8 protein-coding genes are annotated in these 18,072 nt (G+C 48.2%); all 8 read left to right on the top strand.

Going from position 1 to position 18,072, the window contains the following annotated elements; all coding sequences use genetic code 11:
* Positions 1 to 2 precede the first annotated feature (2 nt).
* The 8 genes from HZC01_01430 to HZC01_01395 are packed head-to-tail and all read left to right on the top strand — an operon-like array spanning position 3 to position 18,054.
* The gene (locus HZC01_01430) at positions 3 to 479 is read left to right on the top strand and encodes a hypothetical protein (protein ID MBI5037357.1); all 477 of its coding nucleotides are present in this window, start codon (positions 3 to 5) and stop codon (positions 477 to 479) included.
* Positions 479 to 1,114, top strand: coding sequence for a threonylcarbamoyl-AMP synthase (locus HZC01_01425; protein MBI5037356.1), 636 nt, complete (start codon positions 479 to 481; stop codon positions 1,112 to 1,114). Before HZC01_01430 ends, HZC01_01425 begins: the two co-directional genes overlap by 1 nt.
* 3 nt (positions 1,115 to 1,117) lie before the next feature.
* Positions 1,118 to 2,320 (top strand): hypothetical protein, encoded by a 1,203-nt coding sequence (locus HZC01_01420; protein ID MBI5037355.1) that lies wholly within the window; start codon positions 1,118 to 1,120, stop codon positions 2,318 to 2,320.
* A gap of 57 nt (positions 2,321 to 2,377) precedes the next feature.
* Positions 2,378 to 3,190, top strand: coding sequence for a ribosomal RNA small subunit methyltransferase A (gene rsmA / locus HZC01_01415; GenBank protein MBI5037354.1), 813 nt, complete (start codon positions 2,378 to 2,380; stop codon positions 3,188 to 3,190).
* A 56-nt stretch (positions 3,191 to 3,246) separates the two neighbouring features.
* Positions 3,247 to 4,116, top strand: a complete 870-nt coding sequence (locus HZC01_01410; GenBank protein ID MBI5037353.1) for a hypothetical protein — start codon at positions 3,247 to 3,249, stop codon at positions 4,114 to 4,116.
* A gap of 29 nt (positions 4,117 to 4,145) precedes the next feature.
* Positions 4,146 to 13,409, top strand: coding sequence for a hypothetical protein (locus tag HZC01_01405; protein ID MBI5037352.1), 9,264 nt, complete (start codon positions 4,146 to 4,148; stop codon positions 13,407 to 13,409).
* 35 nt (positions 13,410 to 13,444) lie between these two features.
* Positions 13,445 to 16,780 (top strand): hypothetical protein, encoded by a 3,336-nt coding sequence (locus tag HZC01_01400; protein ID MBI5037351.1) that lies wholly within the window; start codon positions 13,445 to 13,447, stop codon positions 16,778 to 16,780.
* Between the two features lie 2 nt (positions 16,781 to 16,782).
* On the top strand, positions 16,783 to 18,054 hold the full coding sequence (locus HZC01_01395; GenBank protein MBI5037350.1) for a hypothetical protein: 1,272 nt from the start codon (positions 16,783 to 16,785) through the stop codon (positions 18,052 to 18,054).
* The last annotated feature ends 18 nt before the right edge of the window (positions 18,055 to 18,072 follow it).

Genomic DNA, 18,072 nt, shown 5'->3' with positions numbered 1-18,072 from the left:
CAATGCTTCCCGAAATTGAACTTTTGTATAATTATGAGTATGCTCGCCGGCTCCAAGCGGTCTCGGATGACCCTTTTGCTGATGCCTGGCAACGCATTATTCGAATCGGTGCTGATTTTGAAAAGATATTCGAGCAGACGCAGGCTCGCATCCTCGAGCTCATCCCCCAGTACAGTGGGTATGATTGGGCGGAGCATGCAGACGCGGTTATTCCCATGTATCTGGTGAATACGCCCCCGTCGTTTGCCCATCCGCTGACCTTGGCAGTGAATGAAGAACCGGGAGAAATGCTGGAGGACTGCATTTACCAGCTGGCGCACCGCAATATGTATTTCGGATTTCCCAGCGAAGAGCTCAGGCAGTCATATACCCAGGCGGTGGTTGATCATGTATTGGCCGGACTGAATCTTCTCGAGAATCGCGCACCTGCCATTGATCTAACATCAAAGACCGTGAAAGATTATTTATCACATTCATAATGGATATCGTACGTCTCAATCTCTCCAATCCTGAAAAAAATATTATTGAGCAAGCGGCAGCCGTGTTGAAGCAAGGCGGCGTGGTCGCCTATCCTACCGACACTGCTTATGGTTTGGCAGCCGATGCGCTGAATGAAAACGCGATCGGTAAATTATTTATTATCAAGCAACGGGTGCAAAAACCATTGCCGGTGATTGTCGATTCGGTCACCATGCTGAAAAAAATTGCTCGCGTTTCTGCTGCTGAGAAAAAAATTATGGATGCGTATTGGCCGGGCGCGGTGACAATTATTTTTGACAAAGTGGAGAGCGTGCCGCCGTTCCTTACTCTGGGGTTACCCACGGTTGGTGTCCGCATACCTGATTTGCAAGCAGCTCAAATGTTGGTCAAAGCAGCGGGTTCGCCGATCACATCAACGAGCGCCAATTTGAGCGGGAAAGGGAATTGCTATTCTGCTGAATGCGTCTTGCGCATGTTTCAGGCAAATGATGCGCAGCCTGATCTCATTCTTGACGCGGGCGATTTGCCCGAGGTTCCCGTTTCTACCGTGGTGCGGCTGGAGAATGGGAAGATAACTATTATTCGTCAGGGTCCGGTGAAAGTGCGCGGCGCGCAGCCTGCCAAAGCGGCATAGCGTATGCTTTTCAATCGCTTTCGCTCACATTCCCCCCACTATTTTTCAAAAGATCCATCGCGGGGTTTACATGGGTTGTATTGGGCTGTCTCGCTGATGGATTTTGGCATCGCCGCGATCTCGCTGTTTGAGCCGATTTTTTTATTCAGTATTGGGTATACATTAGCAGAGATACTATTTTTTTATGTTATTTTATATGGGGTGTACCTGGTGCTTTTGCCGGTTATTGGATCATGGGTTGGGCGTCTGGGGTATGAGCATTCAATATTTTACAGTCATTTTTTTCTCATTGCCGCCTATTTAACTTTATTTGGGATATCCGAGGTAAGTGCGCTCTATTATGTGGCCCCGGTGATTTTTGCTATACAAAAAGCCTTGTATTGGCCAGCCTATCATGCTGATTTAACTATTTTTTCTCGAGCCGGACAGCGCGGGCGAGAGGTCGGGTATATTGAGATGGTTAGTATGGTCATGATGATTATTGGCCCCATGGCAGGTGGATTGATTTTGGGATGGTTTAATTTTAGTGTTCTTTTTATTGTCGTTACTGGTTTAATTCTGCTTTCGGCGCTGCCACTGCTCCATATCAAAGAAATTCACGCGCGAGTTCAACTTTCGTATCGTGAAACAGTGTTGCAGTTATTTTCCCGGGAACACCGACGCAGCTTCTTTGCCTTCTTTGGTTTTGGTGAGGAGTTAATTGCGTTGGTGGCTTGGCCGGTTTTTTTGTATGTTGTGATCGGCAATTATTTAACTGTCGGGTGGGTTGTTTCATCGGCAACGCTGGCAACGGCTCTGTTGGTGCTCTGGTTTGGTCATTTGACAGATAAATATCCGCGATTAAATATTTTACGTGCAGGCACTCTGCTCTATGTCGTCACCTGGCTAGTTCGCGGATTAATACGGAGCGTGCCGGCCGCCCTGGCGCTCCATGGCAGCGCTCGATTGGCAAAAGAAATGGTGTACATTCCGATGGAGTCAATACGCCTAGAAAAAGCGCGTCGTGTCGGGCCGCTTTCCTACGCCATTTTTTTTGAAATGTCCTTAGCATTGGGGAAAATTGTTGCCGGGCTGATTGGTTTCTATAGTGCCACGTATTTATCTGATCCATGGAATATCATCTTTATGACTGCCGCGTTCTTTAGCTTGTTATATTTCTTTAAAAAAGATGAACCGCGCCCCTTTCCTTTTATTCGGGCGCTTTAGAAATCGATGAAACATTTGGGAAAAAATGAAATTCAAACATTAGCTCGGCAGTATGGTATGAAGCCTGATCGCAGCCAGGGTCAGAATTTTGTAATTGATGAAACAGTTATAACGGATATGGTTCGTGCCGCTGGCATTGTACCGGGTGCTCGGGTATTAGAAATTGGTCCGGGGTTTGGCAGTTTAACCATAGCCTTGCTCGAGGCCGGGGCTACCGTGGTTGCCGTAGAGCAAGATCGGCGCCTGATACCCGCGCTTCACAAATTGACCAGCGTGTACCCGCCGCTTCACCTGGTAACCGGTGATATTTTTCAGGTACGGCGTGCGCTCCCGTTGCTTATTCAGGATGGCACCTATCAGCTAGTTTCAAATCTTCCTTACAATATTACTTCCCGGGTACTCCGTGAATTTCTTGAGACCCAGCCTCGGCCGACCTCGGTGACCGTATTAGTCCAGCAGGAGGTGGCGGAGCGAGTCATTGCTCCGGCTGGCGCCATGAGCGTTTTGAGCGTTGCTGTGCAATTGTATGCTGATTCGGAGATAGTCCGTCTGGTGCCGCCATCCAGTTTTTGGCCGGCACCGGCGGTTACTTCAGCAATTTTACATCTCACCAAGATTGGATCAGATGTTCACGGATTTTTGAAAACACTAAAGCCATATTCAGCGGCTGATTTTTTTCGATTGGTTAAGATCGGCTACTCGGGTCGGCGAAAGCAGCTCCATAACACCCTGGCGGCAGGTCTGAAATTATCAAATCAGGAAGTTCAAAAAACCTTATTGTCGGCTAAGATTAGCCCAGAATCGCGACCTCAAACATTAACCATCAGGGACTGGATTAGGGTGGTGCACGCCTTTATGAAAAAACAGTAGTCGTTGTTTGACATTACGGCCAGATTGTGATATAATGGGCACACATAAATGGAGATTTGCTGATGGAGAAAAATGAAAAGCAAAATGTTCTCCGTAAACTATTTTCCGATGAGTATGTGGGGCAATCAGCGCAAGAACAGCGCATCCAGAAGCGGGCTTTTATCAGTCTCGTTATTTTAAGTTTTCTAGCGCTTGGCTTCGGTAGTTGGTATATCGCTGATGCATTGCGCGATCCATTCCGGCCTAAGGTTAATGCGAATAGCTCAGTGGCGACGGGAGACCAAAGCACCAATACCCAGTTAACGGGTATCGAGGGTCTCCGCACTAAGGATACCGACGGTGATGGGCTGTCCGACTACAATGAGTTCTATGGGTACAAAACTAGCGCCTACATCGCCGATAGTGATAGCGATGGATTGACTGATAAGCAGGAAATTGATCAGGGAACCGATCCAAATTGCCCATCTGGTGAAAATTGCGCTCGGACTGTGGCGGGCAATGTAAACACGGTGGTTAACGGTATTTTTGGTGATATAAAGCCGGACGACAATACAAATTCTGCCGCCGGTGTGGTTGATCCAGAGAATCTCACCTCGGATGAACTGCGGAAGATTCTGCGCGACGCTGGCGCATCTGAAGAATTATTAGGTCAAATCCCCGACGACGAATTGCTTGAGACCTATCAGCAATTGCTCAATGAACGTGGCGATACAAATACAAACAATGCTGCAACTGGAAACAATACTGGCGGCACTATCACTCTTGAGACATTGCAGAATTTATCCGTTGAAGAGATTAGACAATTTTTGATCGAGAGCGGAGTGCCCGAGGAAACGCTTGCAGAAGTTGACGATGCCACGCTGTTGAGTATTTTTCAGGAAAGTTTAGAGCAAAACACCCAGGGTACTAATACGAATTCACAGTAAGCACTTAGCTCACGTTTCGTTCCCCATACATGTCGTCTACAAAACAAAATCACCATTTGAGCAAAGGACAGCGATTGATACTCGCCGGAGCCATGGTGTTTTTTGTTTTGCAATTAGCTATTCCGATTCTGGTCGTTCCGATGCAGGCACGGGCGTTGTTTGGCATTGGGGATGTGAGCATCACCGTCGGTGATATTCCACGGACCATTTATGAAATTTTGAGCAAGACATTGAAGACCGCGGCTGACGTCGGGTTCAAAAATATATTGCGTACGTATTTAAATAATTTGGCATACAATGTCGCGGTGCAAATCGCCACAGGCGAAAAAGGTCAAAAGCCGCTTTTCGTCACTAAGCCAGAGGAGTTATTAAAACAGGCAGGCGATGCGGCAGCTGGTGATTTTCTCGATTCAATTGCCTCAGATTGGCTGGGGAAGACGGAGTGCTCGGGGTACACTGGTAGCAAATGTAAAGCGGATTCATCGTGTCCTGAATCATATTTATTGTGTCCCGATAGTCTCGAGGTGACGGGCTGTACCTCCAGTATCGAGGAAAAAAATAAATGTATTGCCGCTGGTTGTCGCTTAATTACCTGTAGTACCGAAGATTGTCCTGAGGTGGACGCTATCGTGGACAGCGATTTATCGAATGATTATCATTTTGAATATGGCGCACCAGAGTGTGCTAGTAATTTTAGTTTATGTGACCTGCCTGGCCCAGGCGGTCCTAATGATCGTTCGATTCAGATTAAGCTCAATGTTTTGGCTCGAAAAGCGTTAACCGATCAGGGTGGTGCGAGCATTAGTGGCCGATGTCCGCTGACTGACATTATCGATAAGTATGACGAATACCGAACTGCGATTGATAATTATGAGGGGTTACTAGGTAAGACGAATCCTAATAAACAGTATTTAGTAGAATTTTCTAAGACATTTAATCCTGAGGCGACTCAGTTGGGCGCCTACCTTGATATTTTGAATAAAGGTAAGGCTGCGAGTGACGCTGAAGTTGAGATTAATAAATTTGCTCAGAGTTTAGCCGGAGAATTCAAACCGGTTAAGAGCAAGATAAGCGGCGCGGTGAAAACGCCTGCTGGTCTTCTTAGTAATGCCGCCACGAGCATATTTGGTAAATCGATTGATCCGTATTTGACCTATACGGGTACCGCCATCGCCGACGCGGTCGGTATCTTTACCAATACGCTTGCCAGCAAACTCATCCAGCGGTATATCTTCGGTGTCGATCCGGCTACATCGAGCGGGAGCGGCGGCCGGAGTGGTATCGCCAGTTTCTTGGGCGGCTCATCGCCTGGGGTGACGGCAGCAAAATTTTTGTTTGCTGATTTACAAAATACCAATTACTCAGTAGCGGGTACCACTGATATATTAGGCAATCTATCGAGCTGTCCTGATCCAAATAATCCGACACCGACGAATTGCGTGATTGATACTCGTTTCCGCACTGCCATTGAGCAGGAGCTCACCCTGCGGCAGGCTCTGGAGCAGGGCTTGATTGATGGAAGCAAGCCGTTTGGTTTTGATTCGAATGGGCTGGAGCCAGAATATTATAATGGGTACCCGTATCGCAGCTTATTAATCTTGCGCAAATATCGGATCATTCCAGTTGGTTGGGAATTGGCTGCTCAGTATGGCAAACAGTTTGCCTCAGGAAACTATAGTTTGAATACGCTCATCGCTGACTATGATGATATCGAATCGCCGTTCTATAAATTAGTCGATCCGAATTGGGTGCTCAAATCTCCCGAAGTATTTTGTCGTCGCCAGGGTGCGGGTGAGCAGATTATCGCCAATACCCCGATCCGCAATGAAGATACCAATGGCGATGGTCGGATTGATACTAAAGACGCGGCCACTGCTGTCGTTCAGCGTCAGGGCGATTATTGCGCTGATGAACAGTTGTGTCTCCAGGAAAATGCCGATGGGTCGTGCGCTCGGTATGGGTATTGTGTGGAGGACAAGCCAGTCTGGAAATTTAGTGGCACCCAGTGTGATGCTCAGTTTGCCAGCTGTCAATCATTAACGAAATCAGACGGTACCGTTGTTTCATATTTGCTCAATACAGTTGAAACCAATGGATGCAATGCCGACAACGCCGGCTGTCAGTGGTATTGTTCCAGTTATAATAATACTACCCGGACTTTTGAGTGTAATGGCAAACCGCCAGGGGCTACTGGTAGCGGCGCCAAACTTAGTTTTAATAATGATATTAGACAGTGTGATTCATCAGCTGCTGGTTGTACTGAGTACATCCCGCGTTTAGGCAGTGGCGCAAACGTTTTGACGAATACTGATTTTGAAACGTACGATCGGACTGCAGCTGGAATTTATGATGCGCTTAAGGATAGTCCCGTGGCTGATCATTTTCAGGGTTGGGTAAGCGGTCAGGACTTGAGCGGAACTCCAAATTGCGGCTTGTCGACGCTAGCGGTTTCCGATGCCTATGAAGGGTTTACCGCCATTCGGCTTGCCACCCACGCAGCTGATTGCCCAGGCTTCCCGGCTTCGGGTACCGGCACCTTTACTGATGGAGGTCGGATGCTCTGGAATGTAAATCAACCAGCGGGGCTACTCATGGGTGAGCGAGTGGAGGGTCGCAGCTATAGTTTATCGTTTTATGCAAAGACTGCTGCGGATGATACGGATTGTACGGGGAGCAACGGCAAGGCAACGTTATATTATTTGCCATTTGGCAGCGGGGTCGGTACCGAGGCAAATTTTGGCACGGTGACGGCAACGGATGGTTGGACACGATATTCAGGTACATTTACCGTACCCGAGGTAGCGTCTGATGAATATAATGCCATCGCCTTATCAATTCATCGCGACCAAACAGATCAATGCGATATCATCGTTGATAATATTCAGTTTGAAGAAGGCAATTTGACCGCCTATAAGTCATACGACCAGAATCCGAAAACATTTTTGAAACAGGCGGATTCGTGTAGCATGTTGGAGCTTGGTTGCCAGGCATACACCTCGGTAAATAATGGCAGAACCGTGACGGGCGTTATCTCATCGCCGGGCCTGTGCGACCCGAACGTTCCTGGCTCGTGTGATCAGTGCCCCGCGGAATTTGTCGGGTGTTCAGCCTTCCGCGAATTAGCCATTGAGCGTCCGCCGTATCGCGCTCTGCGTGATCCGGTTTCATTCGTGCCTGACAGCGGACAATCCTGCCCCGCTTCAGCCGTCGGCTGTGAGGAGTACACGAATCTCGAAACCGTCGCCCAGGGTGGCGAAGGGAAGGAGTACTATAGTTATATTCGAATGTGTGTACCGAGCGATGATCCACAGCAGCGCACCTACTATACCTGGGAGGGTTCGAATGAATTTGGATTCCAATTACGTGAGTACAGTCTGAAGAAGAGTAATCAAAATGATGGCCCCTGTACTAATATGGGAGCGGAAGGAGATCCGATCATTCAGGCGCAGCTCGGTTCTACCTGGCCCACCTGTATCGATGGTGGTTCGGTTGATCGTGATGGTAACGGAACGGATGAAGAATTCTATAATCCGGCGACCTGTAGTCCTGATCAGGTTGGCGTCAATCCTGATTGTACTGAGTACTATGATACGGCGGGTGTCACGTATTATTTGCTGCGCTCGCGCGTTATCTTTGCCTCGGAGGACTGTAAGAATTTCCGCAATTCGAATGACGGCCCGAATATGGTGTATCATATGGTACCCGGCCAAGGTATCAGCTGTCAGGCTGCCTATGCCGGATGCCGCGCCTATAAGGGTAATGCCGGTGATAATTCACGTGATCTCTATGTGAAGGATTTTGAAGATGGATCAATCGGCGCCTGGACGGGCAATGCCAGCATTTCCACTGAGGCGACCAGCGCCGGTGGCCACTCCATGCTGGTGTCAAATAGTGCGGCGATTAATAATGCAGGCGACACACTTGGGTTTGCCGCGGGTAACCAGTACACCATTACCTTCTGGGCGCGATCGGCGATCGCTGGCACAACCAATGTTTCATTTGCCCTCAACACCACGCCGTCACTGAGCTTCACTGGCCAAGCGTCAGCGGGTGAATTGTGGAACCGATTTACCGTCGGTCCCGTCTTTGTTCCTGTTGGTGCGGATCCAGCCAACGCGCAATTAGTCCTCTTCTCCAATAATGCTTTCTATATTGATAATATTGTCATCAGCGAGGTGGTGGAAAATATTTATAAAGTAAAAGGATCGTACAAAGAGTGCTCTGGTTATGAAGGTTGTGATGAATATAGCGACCGCGATGGCAACCAGCATTTCCTGAAATCATTTAGTCGTCTCTGTGGTGAAGATAAAGTTGGCTGCACGGCGATGATTGCGACGCAGCAGAGCACCAGTCCATACAGTTCGACATTTACTCGTGAGCGTTATTTACGCGGCGACGTTAATTATGACGGGCGGCTGTCGGCTGACGATGTCACGCTCATGAACGAACATTTTAGTGGGGCGGATAATTACTTCCTTAATGTTTCACCTGCAGTCGGCGATGTGAATATTGATGGAGCGATTAATATTGCCGATGCCGTCGCGCTCCTGAATCACATCAATAATGGCACCTCACCCGCTGAACCGTATTATTTCGAGGAAGGAACCACGCCTGAAGATGAGACGGTATATATCGTGGATGATCCGGAGAAGGTATGTGGTGCAAATCAAGCTGGCTGTACTCAGCTTGGAAAACCCGGCTTGGATGGTGATGGTAACGTGACTGCATTTACTGATACCTATCTCGTGGTTGATCCTGATCGCTTTGGTCAGGAAATGTGCGTTTTCGCAGAGAATCAGTGTGATGCCTTCACCTCGGCAAATGGCTCTCAATATTATTTCAAAGATCCGGGACAAAAACTGTGTGAATTCAAGCGAGTATCCGGCCAAGATATATCTGGCTGGTACAAGCTCGGCACCGACCAAGGCGCGCCAAATTGCCCCGTGTCTATTGGTATTTGTTCGGGTGGCGGAGCGAATGACGGGAAAATATGCAATGCCTCCAGCGACTGTGATAGCAATTTCTGCAACCGCAATCAAAACATTGTACCGCAGCCAGTTGATGGCTGGGTCGGCGCGTGTTCATCGGGCGCCTCGGGCTGCACCGAGTATCGTGATCCAGAGCAAGTGCAGACCGGCGGGGAAATTGTATCGCGCAATTATTCAGAGAACGGCGGATTTGAAACGTTTACGACTACGGCTAATGCAAGTATCGCCACTGATGGTGTTATTGATACCGCGTTGCCGGATGTGTTCACTCCGTGGGCGAGCTCACAGACGTCAGCAGGACGCTGTACCGGTGATGCCAATCGAACCTGTAATACTAATGTGAACTGTAGTGCTCATGGCGCAGGGGTGTGTGACACGTCTCAGCGGGTGGCCTGCGGTTTGCGCATGCACGCTGATTCCCAATCGAATACCGGCAATGTGGCGGCGCGCGTAAAGACGTATGATGCCTGCGGCAAGAGCGTTAATAGTTCAATCACATACCATTGCGCGATTAATAGTGCCACGACATGTACCAGTGACGCTGATTGTGGCGCTAGTGATTATTGTCTCGGCGACCAGGCGCGCTATATCTGGTATGGGGTGAATACTGATAGCATTACTGATAATCGTGCGTTCAAAGTGTCGTTCCAGGCGCGGCTTGACCCAAATGATGCCACCTGCGATCCGTCAAACAGCGGAAACACCGATATCGGATTTGGGTTGGTGCGAACGATTGATAATCGCGCTTGGCCAAATGGTCGAACTGATTATCGACCGTACAGTAATTTTAATGCGACGAATTCGTGGACCACGTTTGAAAATGTCGTTACCTTTGGTTCAGTTGACCCCGACGACTGGTATAATACGTCCGGCTCTGTCGAAGAACTACAGAATAATTTCTCCATGGTGATTCGTCGGAGCGTACCAGCCGGCAGTTTCTCGCCTTCCCCGAATACCTGCGATATTTTGATTGACAGTTTTTCAATCGTTGAAGTGGCCGATGTCTTTGACTATGTACCGTACTATTATATTGATGAAACTGTTGATCAAGCGAGTTGCAATGGTCTGGTGGATCGAGAGGAAGGCTGTCGCCTCTTCAATGATACGTCGAATTCCGAATTGCCGTATGTTTCGACTCTTTCAGTTGATGGCGAAACGCCCGCGCTCTGCGCTGATCCTAATGAGTGCGATTCAAACGCGGTGATTAAGGTTATTCGAGATCGTGAGTGCAAACGCTGGCTTGAGTGTGAAACGTCAGTCCGGCAGGAAGACGCTGAGGGGAATGTCGAGGAATTATGTTTGTCGCGATACGTCTGTGAGGAATTGGATCCGGAGACTGGGCAGTGCACCAAAGTCGGCGAATTTGAAAGTGTGAATCAGACGTACGATTCACCCGCTTTCGTGAGCAAGATTCAGAATTACACTGGGCTGGTGATGGCAGGGCTGGACTGGGACCGTCGCTGCACTAATAATCCATCCATCACCTGCACCTCTGACGCGCAGTGCGGCAGTGGCACCTGCGACGATCCGCAGATATATGAGGGAAGCTTGCCCGTTGCGGCTATGGAAGAGGTTGGTTCTATCAGTATTAATGGAGAAATTATTGAAGATGGGGATTTCGGTGATCGTGATTACGCGCTCAATCAAAAATTATCATGCCCGCTGAGCGCCTCAAGCGATACCTGCGTAGAAACGCCTGGATTATTTAATGCTACTGAGATTGCCTTGGTTAACCTTGATACGGCGTGGCAGCCACGCAATCTGCAGGGAGGCACGGCGGTCGTTACCTGGGCTGAGGAAGATATTAATAATGGCACTATCCCATCCACCAGCGGGAATTTAGATGAAAACAACGTTGCTCGCGTCAAAACCAGCGGTAATGTTGGCGCCGGCACTGCCAACTGGAATGGTATATATTATGACCTGCATAAGTCAGCTCAGCGATCAGAAGAGTATTACGTTTCCTTCAGATTGCGCTGGGGTGTGCCTGCATCAGCCTATGATACTGTGCGCGTACAATTTGCCTATGTCAATGCAAATGGAAATGAGCTTGATTATAAAACAGTTGGCGACTTTGCGCCGACGGTGAATTGGAAAGAATATGTGTATGGTCCAATTCGCATCGGAGACACCAATAGTGGCGCACCGGTTGATTTTGATAGTATTCGCTTGGAAATCGTCCACAATTTCCAAAGTGGGGATACGGTTCCCTCCGTTGAGTTCTATCTGGACGATGTTTCTATGAAGCCAGTTTTGCAAACGAAAGAAAGCGACCAGGGGTTGTTATCGCGAGATTGTCGTTTATTCCCTGGAGTCGATTCGCCCTATTGTACCTACACTGACGAAAATAACACAACCCATAAAGGCTGGGAAGGTTATTGTCTAGAACATGATCCTCGCTATCCGAAATATTGCCTTAATTGGTGGCCGGTTGATTTATTGAAAGGTGATTCAAGCGCATTTAGCTCACTGAAAATTACTGGCTACTCCGGCCGTCGCCCACTCTATATGTGTCTGGGTGCGGAAGGGAATTATTCGACTCCAAAAGATATTCGCGGAGCAAATCAGACAACCTTTTCCGGGGCAACGGTAAATTCAGATAGTGCGGGCACTACCCGGGGTAATTGTGGCATTTCTTTCCCCATCTCCCCCTTACTCAATCTGAGCTATCGGTACCGCGGCCCCATGTCGACCATTATCGTTAATCAGTCTGGTACGGGTGAGTGTGATGAGGCGGGTAATATGGCCGGAACGGTGCCTGCATCAAATTGTCAATTTAAAACGGGAGTTTGTGGCGCGTGCGATGCAGGTGATGGAGGGACGTGCAATGCCATTAATTCGACCTACAATGCCGCAGTGGGGGATCAGTATTATAAATGGGAAGTCCGGGATATAAATTTTGTTATGCAACGATGGGCACATACGGATTGGGATTGCAATACTACGGCTACCGATGAAGGTCGGTCAATCTTTATTCTCAATGCTAGAAATAATTGGGATGCCACTTGGTCGTGCTCGGGTAACAGCATTCGGGTACGGGTAAATTGGGCAGCAAATAATCGATTGCAGTCATATACGGTAACCATGACCGATGGCAATAACGGCGGTGGTGCTTGGGTGCAGGGAATATTTAGACTTAATGAAATGTGTACGTCGATTGCCTCAGTGGTAACCTGGGATGATGACAAAGCGTGGTTTGAGCGCACGAACACGAATTCACCCTATCTATTACCTGATTTACTGTATCGCTATCATCAGCACACGACTCCGTATGGAGGCATCATTCAGCCGAGTCCGGCGATTTCGACACCCTCTGCCTGGCGCTGGGATAATGGGGTAGGCAGCGGACCAATTTATATTGAAAATAAATCTGATGACACGCTGGCACATGGAGGGTCATCCTATAGCTGTCCCAGTGGTGGCTGTGCTGGCCGTATGTGCAGCTGGAATTTAGATAATGACTGTTCGACCCAATCGCTGCAGCGAGCCTGTCTCGAGGGACCCGATCCGGATGATTCGTCAGATGATGGATATTGTCTCGGGTTGGGTGAAGGGTTCTGCTCAAATAATGCAGAAATATATTGTCGGGTTAATTCAGATTGTCTTTCGGGAGTTAATGATTTTGGTCCGTGCCTCTTGGGCGGTGGTGGTGCTTCTCCTATCACTACTATTCCCCAGGGTAATGATCGACTCCGACGGTTATTTGCGCGGCCTTTCCTGGCCTGGCGCTGGGATAACGCAACGGCTGGGTATGTCGAAGATACGACCAATTTAGTTGGTGCAACAAATTTGCCGGCGACCTGGATTGGCCAATATGCGAATATGTCCGTCTGTCCGTATAGTGCGCCTAAGGGTGCCGCTGAGCGTCCGTTGTATCCCAATGATTATTGTGGCGTGCCTCCAGTGATTGATACCGTCTTGTGTGGTGCGGGCGGACAGCCATCAACCAGCGGCTGTCAGAATGTCAGTGTCGGACAATTGGTTCAGCTGACCTTCAATGTCAATGCCGATCCGAATCAGAAGCCGGTTAAATTGATTGAAGTAGACTTCGACAATGACGGTAATGCTGATTATTCCTCAGTGGGAACCTATGATTCTGGCACGGTGTTTGTCACGCATGAATATACCACTGGCGGAGCCTATCCGATCCGTATCAGGGTGATTGATAATTGGGACTGGTGCGGCGTGCTCAAGGGCACCGGTTCGAGCTGTCCAAGCGGTGATTGCCGCTATCAGGTCGATGGCTCGCCATGTGCCAACCAGGGCTGGTTTGCTACCGGCGTGACTGCCAACGTGAATCCCTAAGAAGACTGAAATGATTTTGTTTGAATAATATTCGTATGCGCCAATTCGTGCATACCATCATGAGCTATATATCTACCCGTCCGCGGCTGAAAATTACCTTGGCCATCGCGGCGGTTTTGGTATTTGTGGTTGCCGGAACTTTTGGCATTGGTTGGCAGGCCATCGCGCAGACAAAAGAGCCAACTAATACAACCATTGGCGGTATCGTTACCAGTGCGTTAGCGTCTGCATTTGCTAATGTATTATTGTGGGTCGCGTCACTGCTCGGGAAATTACTGATTGTGATTATCGACATTATTGTTGACATCGCTCAATATAATGATTTTTCGACATCGCCGGTAATTGAACAAGGCTGGACTGTCGTGCGAGACGTGTCGAACATGTTTTTTGTGTTAGTGCTGCTCGTTATTGCTTTTGGTACTATTTTGAAAATTGAGTCATATCGCTATCAGCGATTATTGCCGAAACTCGTCATCATGGCCGTGCTGATTAATTTTTCGAAATTGATCGCTGGTTTCTTTATTGATTTTGGTCAGGTGGTGATGCTGACATTCGTCAATGCATTTGCCGATACTGCCGCGGCTAATTTTACCTCGGTCTTGAAACTGCGGGATATGTTGAATTTTTTGGGTAATAACCCAAATCTTTCAAGTGTTACACCATTTGAAATGGTGGCGGCGCCAGCCCTCGCGGTTATTTTGCTGATTGTGGCACTGATGGTCATGGTGGTCATATTAGTTATGTTACTGATTCGATTGATTGCGCTATGGGTACTCGTTGTCTTATCGCCGCTTGCCTATTTAGCAGCATCGTTCCCCATGACGTCCAAATACAGTAGTCAGTGGTGGAGCACGTTTGGCAAATGGGTGACGACCGGACCAATACTTGCCTTTTTCTTGTGGTTGTCCCTAGCGGTGATGACGGCTCATCCAAACCTTATTGGTTCGACTCAGATTGGGGAAAGCAATGTTATTGATTCGACTTCAACTGTGACCGCCACCATCTCGGATGTTTCAAATTCTCAGAATATGCTCGGGTTTATTCTGGGCATATCTATGTTGGGTATTTCATTGGCAGTTGCCTCAAGTTTGGGTGGAACCGCTGGTCGGATTGCCGGACAGTTTAGCGATAAATTGAAGAAAGCGGGTTCGTCGTCATTGCGCATTGCTGCCGCTCCGGCTAAATGGGCGGGCGACGGGGCAAAAGCGCTTGCTACCAGCCAGGGTCGACGCGTACGGCGCTGGTATGAGGATCGAGCGCCGGCGGTGATGCAGCCGTGGAACATCGTGAAAGGTGCTCGAGAGCGTGGTGAAGAACTTGATCGAATGACTCGTACGGTCGCTCAGGCAAAAGGTCGTCAGTTTTGGGAACGCGTTTCAACTGGCGGCAAAGTAAAGATTCCGCACATAGACCGGGCTGAGGCGGCGCTGGAGTCCCAATTTGCCAAAGATTATCACGGCATGAATAAAGAAGAAAAGGCGGAGTCAGCTCGACTACTGTATGAGGGTTTGCAAAAGGATCCGAAGAAATCGGAATATCAGCGCCGTATGCGCTCATTGATTCGGATTGCAGCTGAAGGAGGGCATTTAGATGACATCATGCAGGATGAATATTTTCAAAAGCACGCGAAGTGGAAGGATGAAAACGGCGTTGAAAAGGTGGGATTTGCAGATGAGAAGGGGTTTTACGGGCGTGAAAAGCTCAATCTATTTTTACGTAATGCTCTCGGTGGTCCGGATGGACACGATGAGCAAGGACATCGTTTGGTGTATGAATTAGAGGAAATTGGTAAGAAGGTCAAGCACGAGGAATATGGAGGGCATAATACCTACGATGCCAAGACTGGTCATTATAAATGGCTGGCCAAAGATGATGTCAGCAAAGCCATGAGTGAATACAAGAAGGGTACGGGCCGTGCTCAGCTTGGCGCATCACCGCATACATTTACTAATTTACGCGAAGTTAAGAAATTCTTAAAGGACGATAAGGGTAATTTTGTTAAAAAGAATGGCCGTTTTGTGGTTGATGAATTCATGAGGGATAAAGATGGCAAGGTTTTGAAAGATGAAAAGACTGGCGAGCTAGTGAAGGATCCAAACGCCAATATACGTCGGATGACAGGGGGCGAGATGGATAGCTTTAATGAAGCGGCGTTTCTCGCCACGTTCCGCTCTCAGCCAGCCAATAAGATCAATGAGCACTCCCAGGTTCGTACTGCCAGCGCCATGATGGGCGGTACTGATGAAGAAATTGACAAAGAAACAGGCGCGATGCTGGGGGATAAGGTTGATAAAGAGCGTATGTTCCATATGATTGATGAGTGGTATCAAGCGCCAGCAGGATTCTGGAAGAAAATGGGCGGTGATGGATTGGTGAAGTTCCAGGAAATAGATTATGAAACTGGTGAGGTAAAGGGTAACGTGCAGAATATTTTTGATTTAATTATTGAAAATGCTCAGAAAAAAGCAAAAGATAAGAATCCTAACGCTGACCTACAAGTTGATAAAGCTACTGGAGTAATCAGCGGGAAAGACGTTTCTGATGAAGAAAAGCAAAAACTCGCCGAGCAACTAAAAGCTGTTGCTGATTTCTATCTCGATGGTAAAGAAGTTGGCAAGCTAGGTGATAGTGAAAAATCAATTGCTAAAGCATTTACCACTGAAAAGTCAGAAGATAAGAAAGCAAAAGATGATAAAGGCAAAAAAGAAGATGGTGGAGATGACGAGACTGATGCAGGCGCTGACAATGAAGAAGGTGAAGATACGAGCGATACTGGCGAAGAAACATCTAAGTCTAAGAAAAAATCTAAAGCCAAACCGAGCGCCCCGCAACCCAAGGTGGAAGTTGTACCCGGCGGCCCTGGCACGAGCGGTTCATCAGCAGAAGGACGTGATCAACTAGTGGCTGATGTACCTACAGAGGATCTCGCATTACCGGATGAGGCGTATGATAATCCTGAAGTTCAAGCAGCTATGTCTCCAATGCAAGCCTTGAACGCTATGGTTTCCCGCATGGATCAGAGTGTGGTGTCACAGGATCAGATGGTGGCAGCATTGGATAAAGCCCAAGAAGCGCTTGAGAATATTTCCAAGACGCTTGGGGATATGGGTACGGAGAAATTTGGTGCCACTGCCAAGCGCATGCAAAATGAAATGATTGACCCGCTGCGGAATAAACTTGATGGGTTAAGCCAAAATGATTTCCAAGCATTCCGCCAAGCGCCCCAAGGTGAACAATTGAAGATTTGGCGCGAAATGAGAGATTTGCTAAGAAAATTGCAGCGTCCTGGTCAAAAAGAGAAGGCAGGGGATGCGACTGAACAAGAAACAGAAGATGAAGACGACGAGGAAACTACATCATCTGAATCCTAAGTATGCTTGAACCGAACGATATATCAGTAAGTTCAATTCAACAGACTGATTTCAGACGGCGATTACGCGCGGCAGTCGACGAGTTTCAGCATAATTATTTGGTTGGTGATGCCCATGATTTATACTTGGCCTTGGATCGGACGCTCAGCAACCCAGCCTTAGCTCGTGCCGAAGAGGTAAAAGAAGCTATTGGCGATGATTTTATCGTACTGATGTATCTTGCTTTCCCCCTCCTTGATGAAGCGCCTGCATTGCGTTTGCTTGAAAAACATTTATTACTCGCTTTACGGAGAGGCGTTATCATTGAAGAATTGATTGGTCGGCGGTTACGGTTGTATCGCGATGTCGAGCTGGATAGTGTTCTGGTCAGAAAGATTGTTGAGACGATATCGCATAATACTGAGGAAGTGCGGACTCATGAGACGAAGGTAGGCGAATCGGTATTGACCGTCGCTGAGTGGATTAAGAAGCTGCTCGGCACTCATAGTTCGACGAAAGCCATTAGCACTCTGGAGATTATCCAATTCCTTGAATCTCAAACTGTATTGAGTCACGCGCCCAACCTCAAAGATATGGTGCGACGTTTACTCATGCTCTTTGCTCGAGTTCAATCGGTGTTTCTCACTGGCTTACTCGATGTTCTCTTTACGCCATTACTTGAGCACTATGCACTCGAGGACGCAGAAAGTGAGCTGATTAAATCTCCTGCCAAAAAGCCAGGGATTAACACCAACGTAGAAACATTATCAATGCTTAAGAATTTGTATGCGCGATATTGGGAATCACGAGCGCCCGTATTGGAGATAGAGGATCGGCTGATGGCCACTACTCAAGGGGATGTGCAAAAAATTAAACGCATACTCTCCGCTGCTTCACGCGAGCGTGACACAAATACCTTGGTTGCTGCATTGAAATTGCTGGCACGGGAGGGGGCGCTGGTGCCAGCGCTCCAGTCTAGTCCCGCCTGGTTGCAGGCAGTGGCAGAGTATGTCGACACAAAATATCGAGGCGCATCTGCTCATAAGGATCGAGCGCGTTGGGTGGCAAGTATCCGGGCTGGGGCAGTCAATATTCCGTTAGTTTCAGAATTTTTGCAATATCTCCTCAAAGAAAAGATAGGCTTGTCAGAAAACGCTTCCGCATTGGTGGGGGTAGAATTGGGCAAATTACTCGGCCATGATTACGAGCCGATTGCCTATGGTAATCAGGAGACCGGAACCTTTATGTGGTCTACGTTTCGTCTCGAAGGGGGAAAGCTGATACCGGAGAAATAGCACTCATGTGAGGTATTA

The sequence above is a fragment of the Candidatus Kerfeldbacteria bacterium genome (assembly GCA_016214565.1).
In the GTDB taxonomy this organism is placed as follows: domain Bacteria; phylum Patescibacteriota; class Patescibacteriia; order UBA10025; family JAHIVO01; genus JAXDBW01.
The sequence above is the reverse complement of the archived record's forward strand: the minus strand, read 5'-3'. Positions and strand labels throughout refer to the sequence as shown.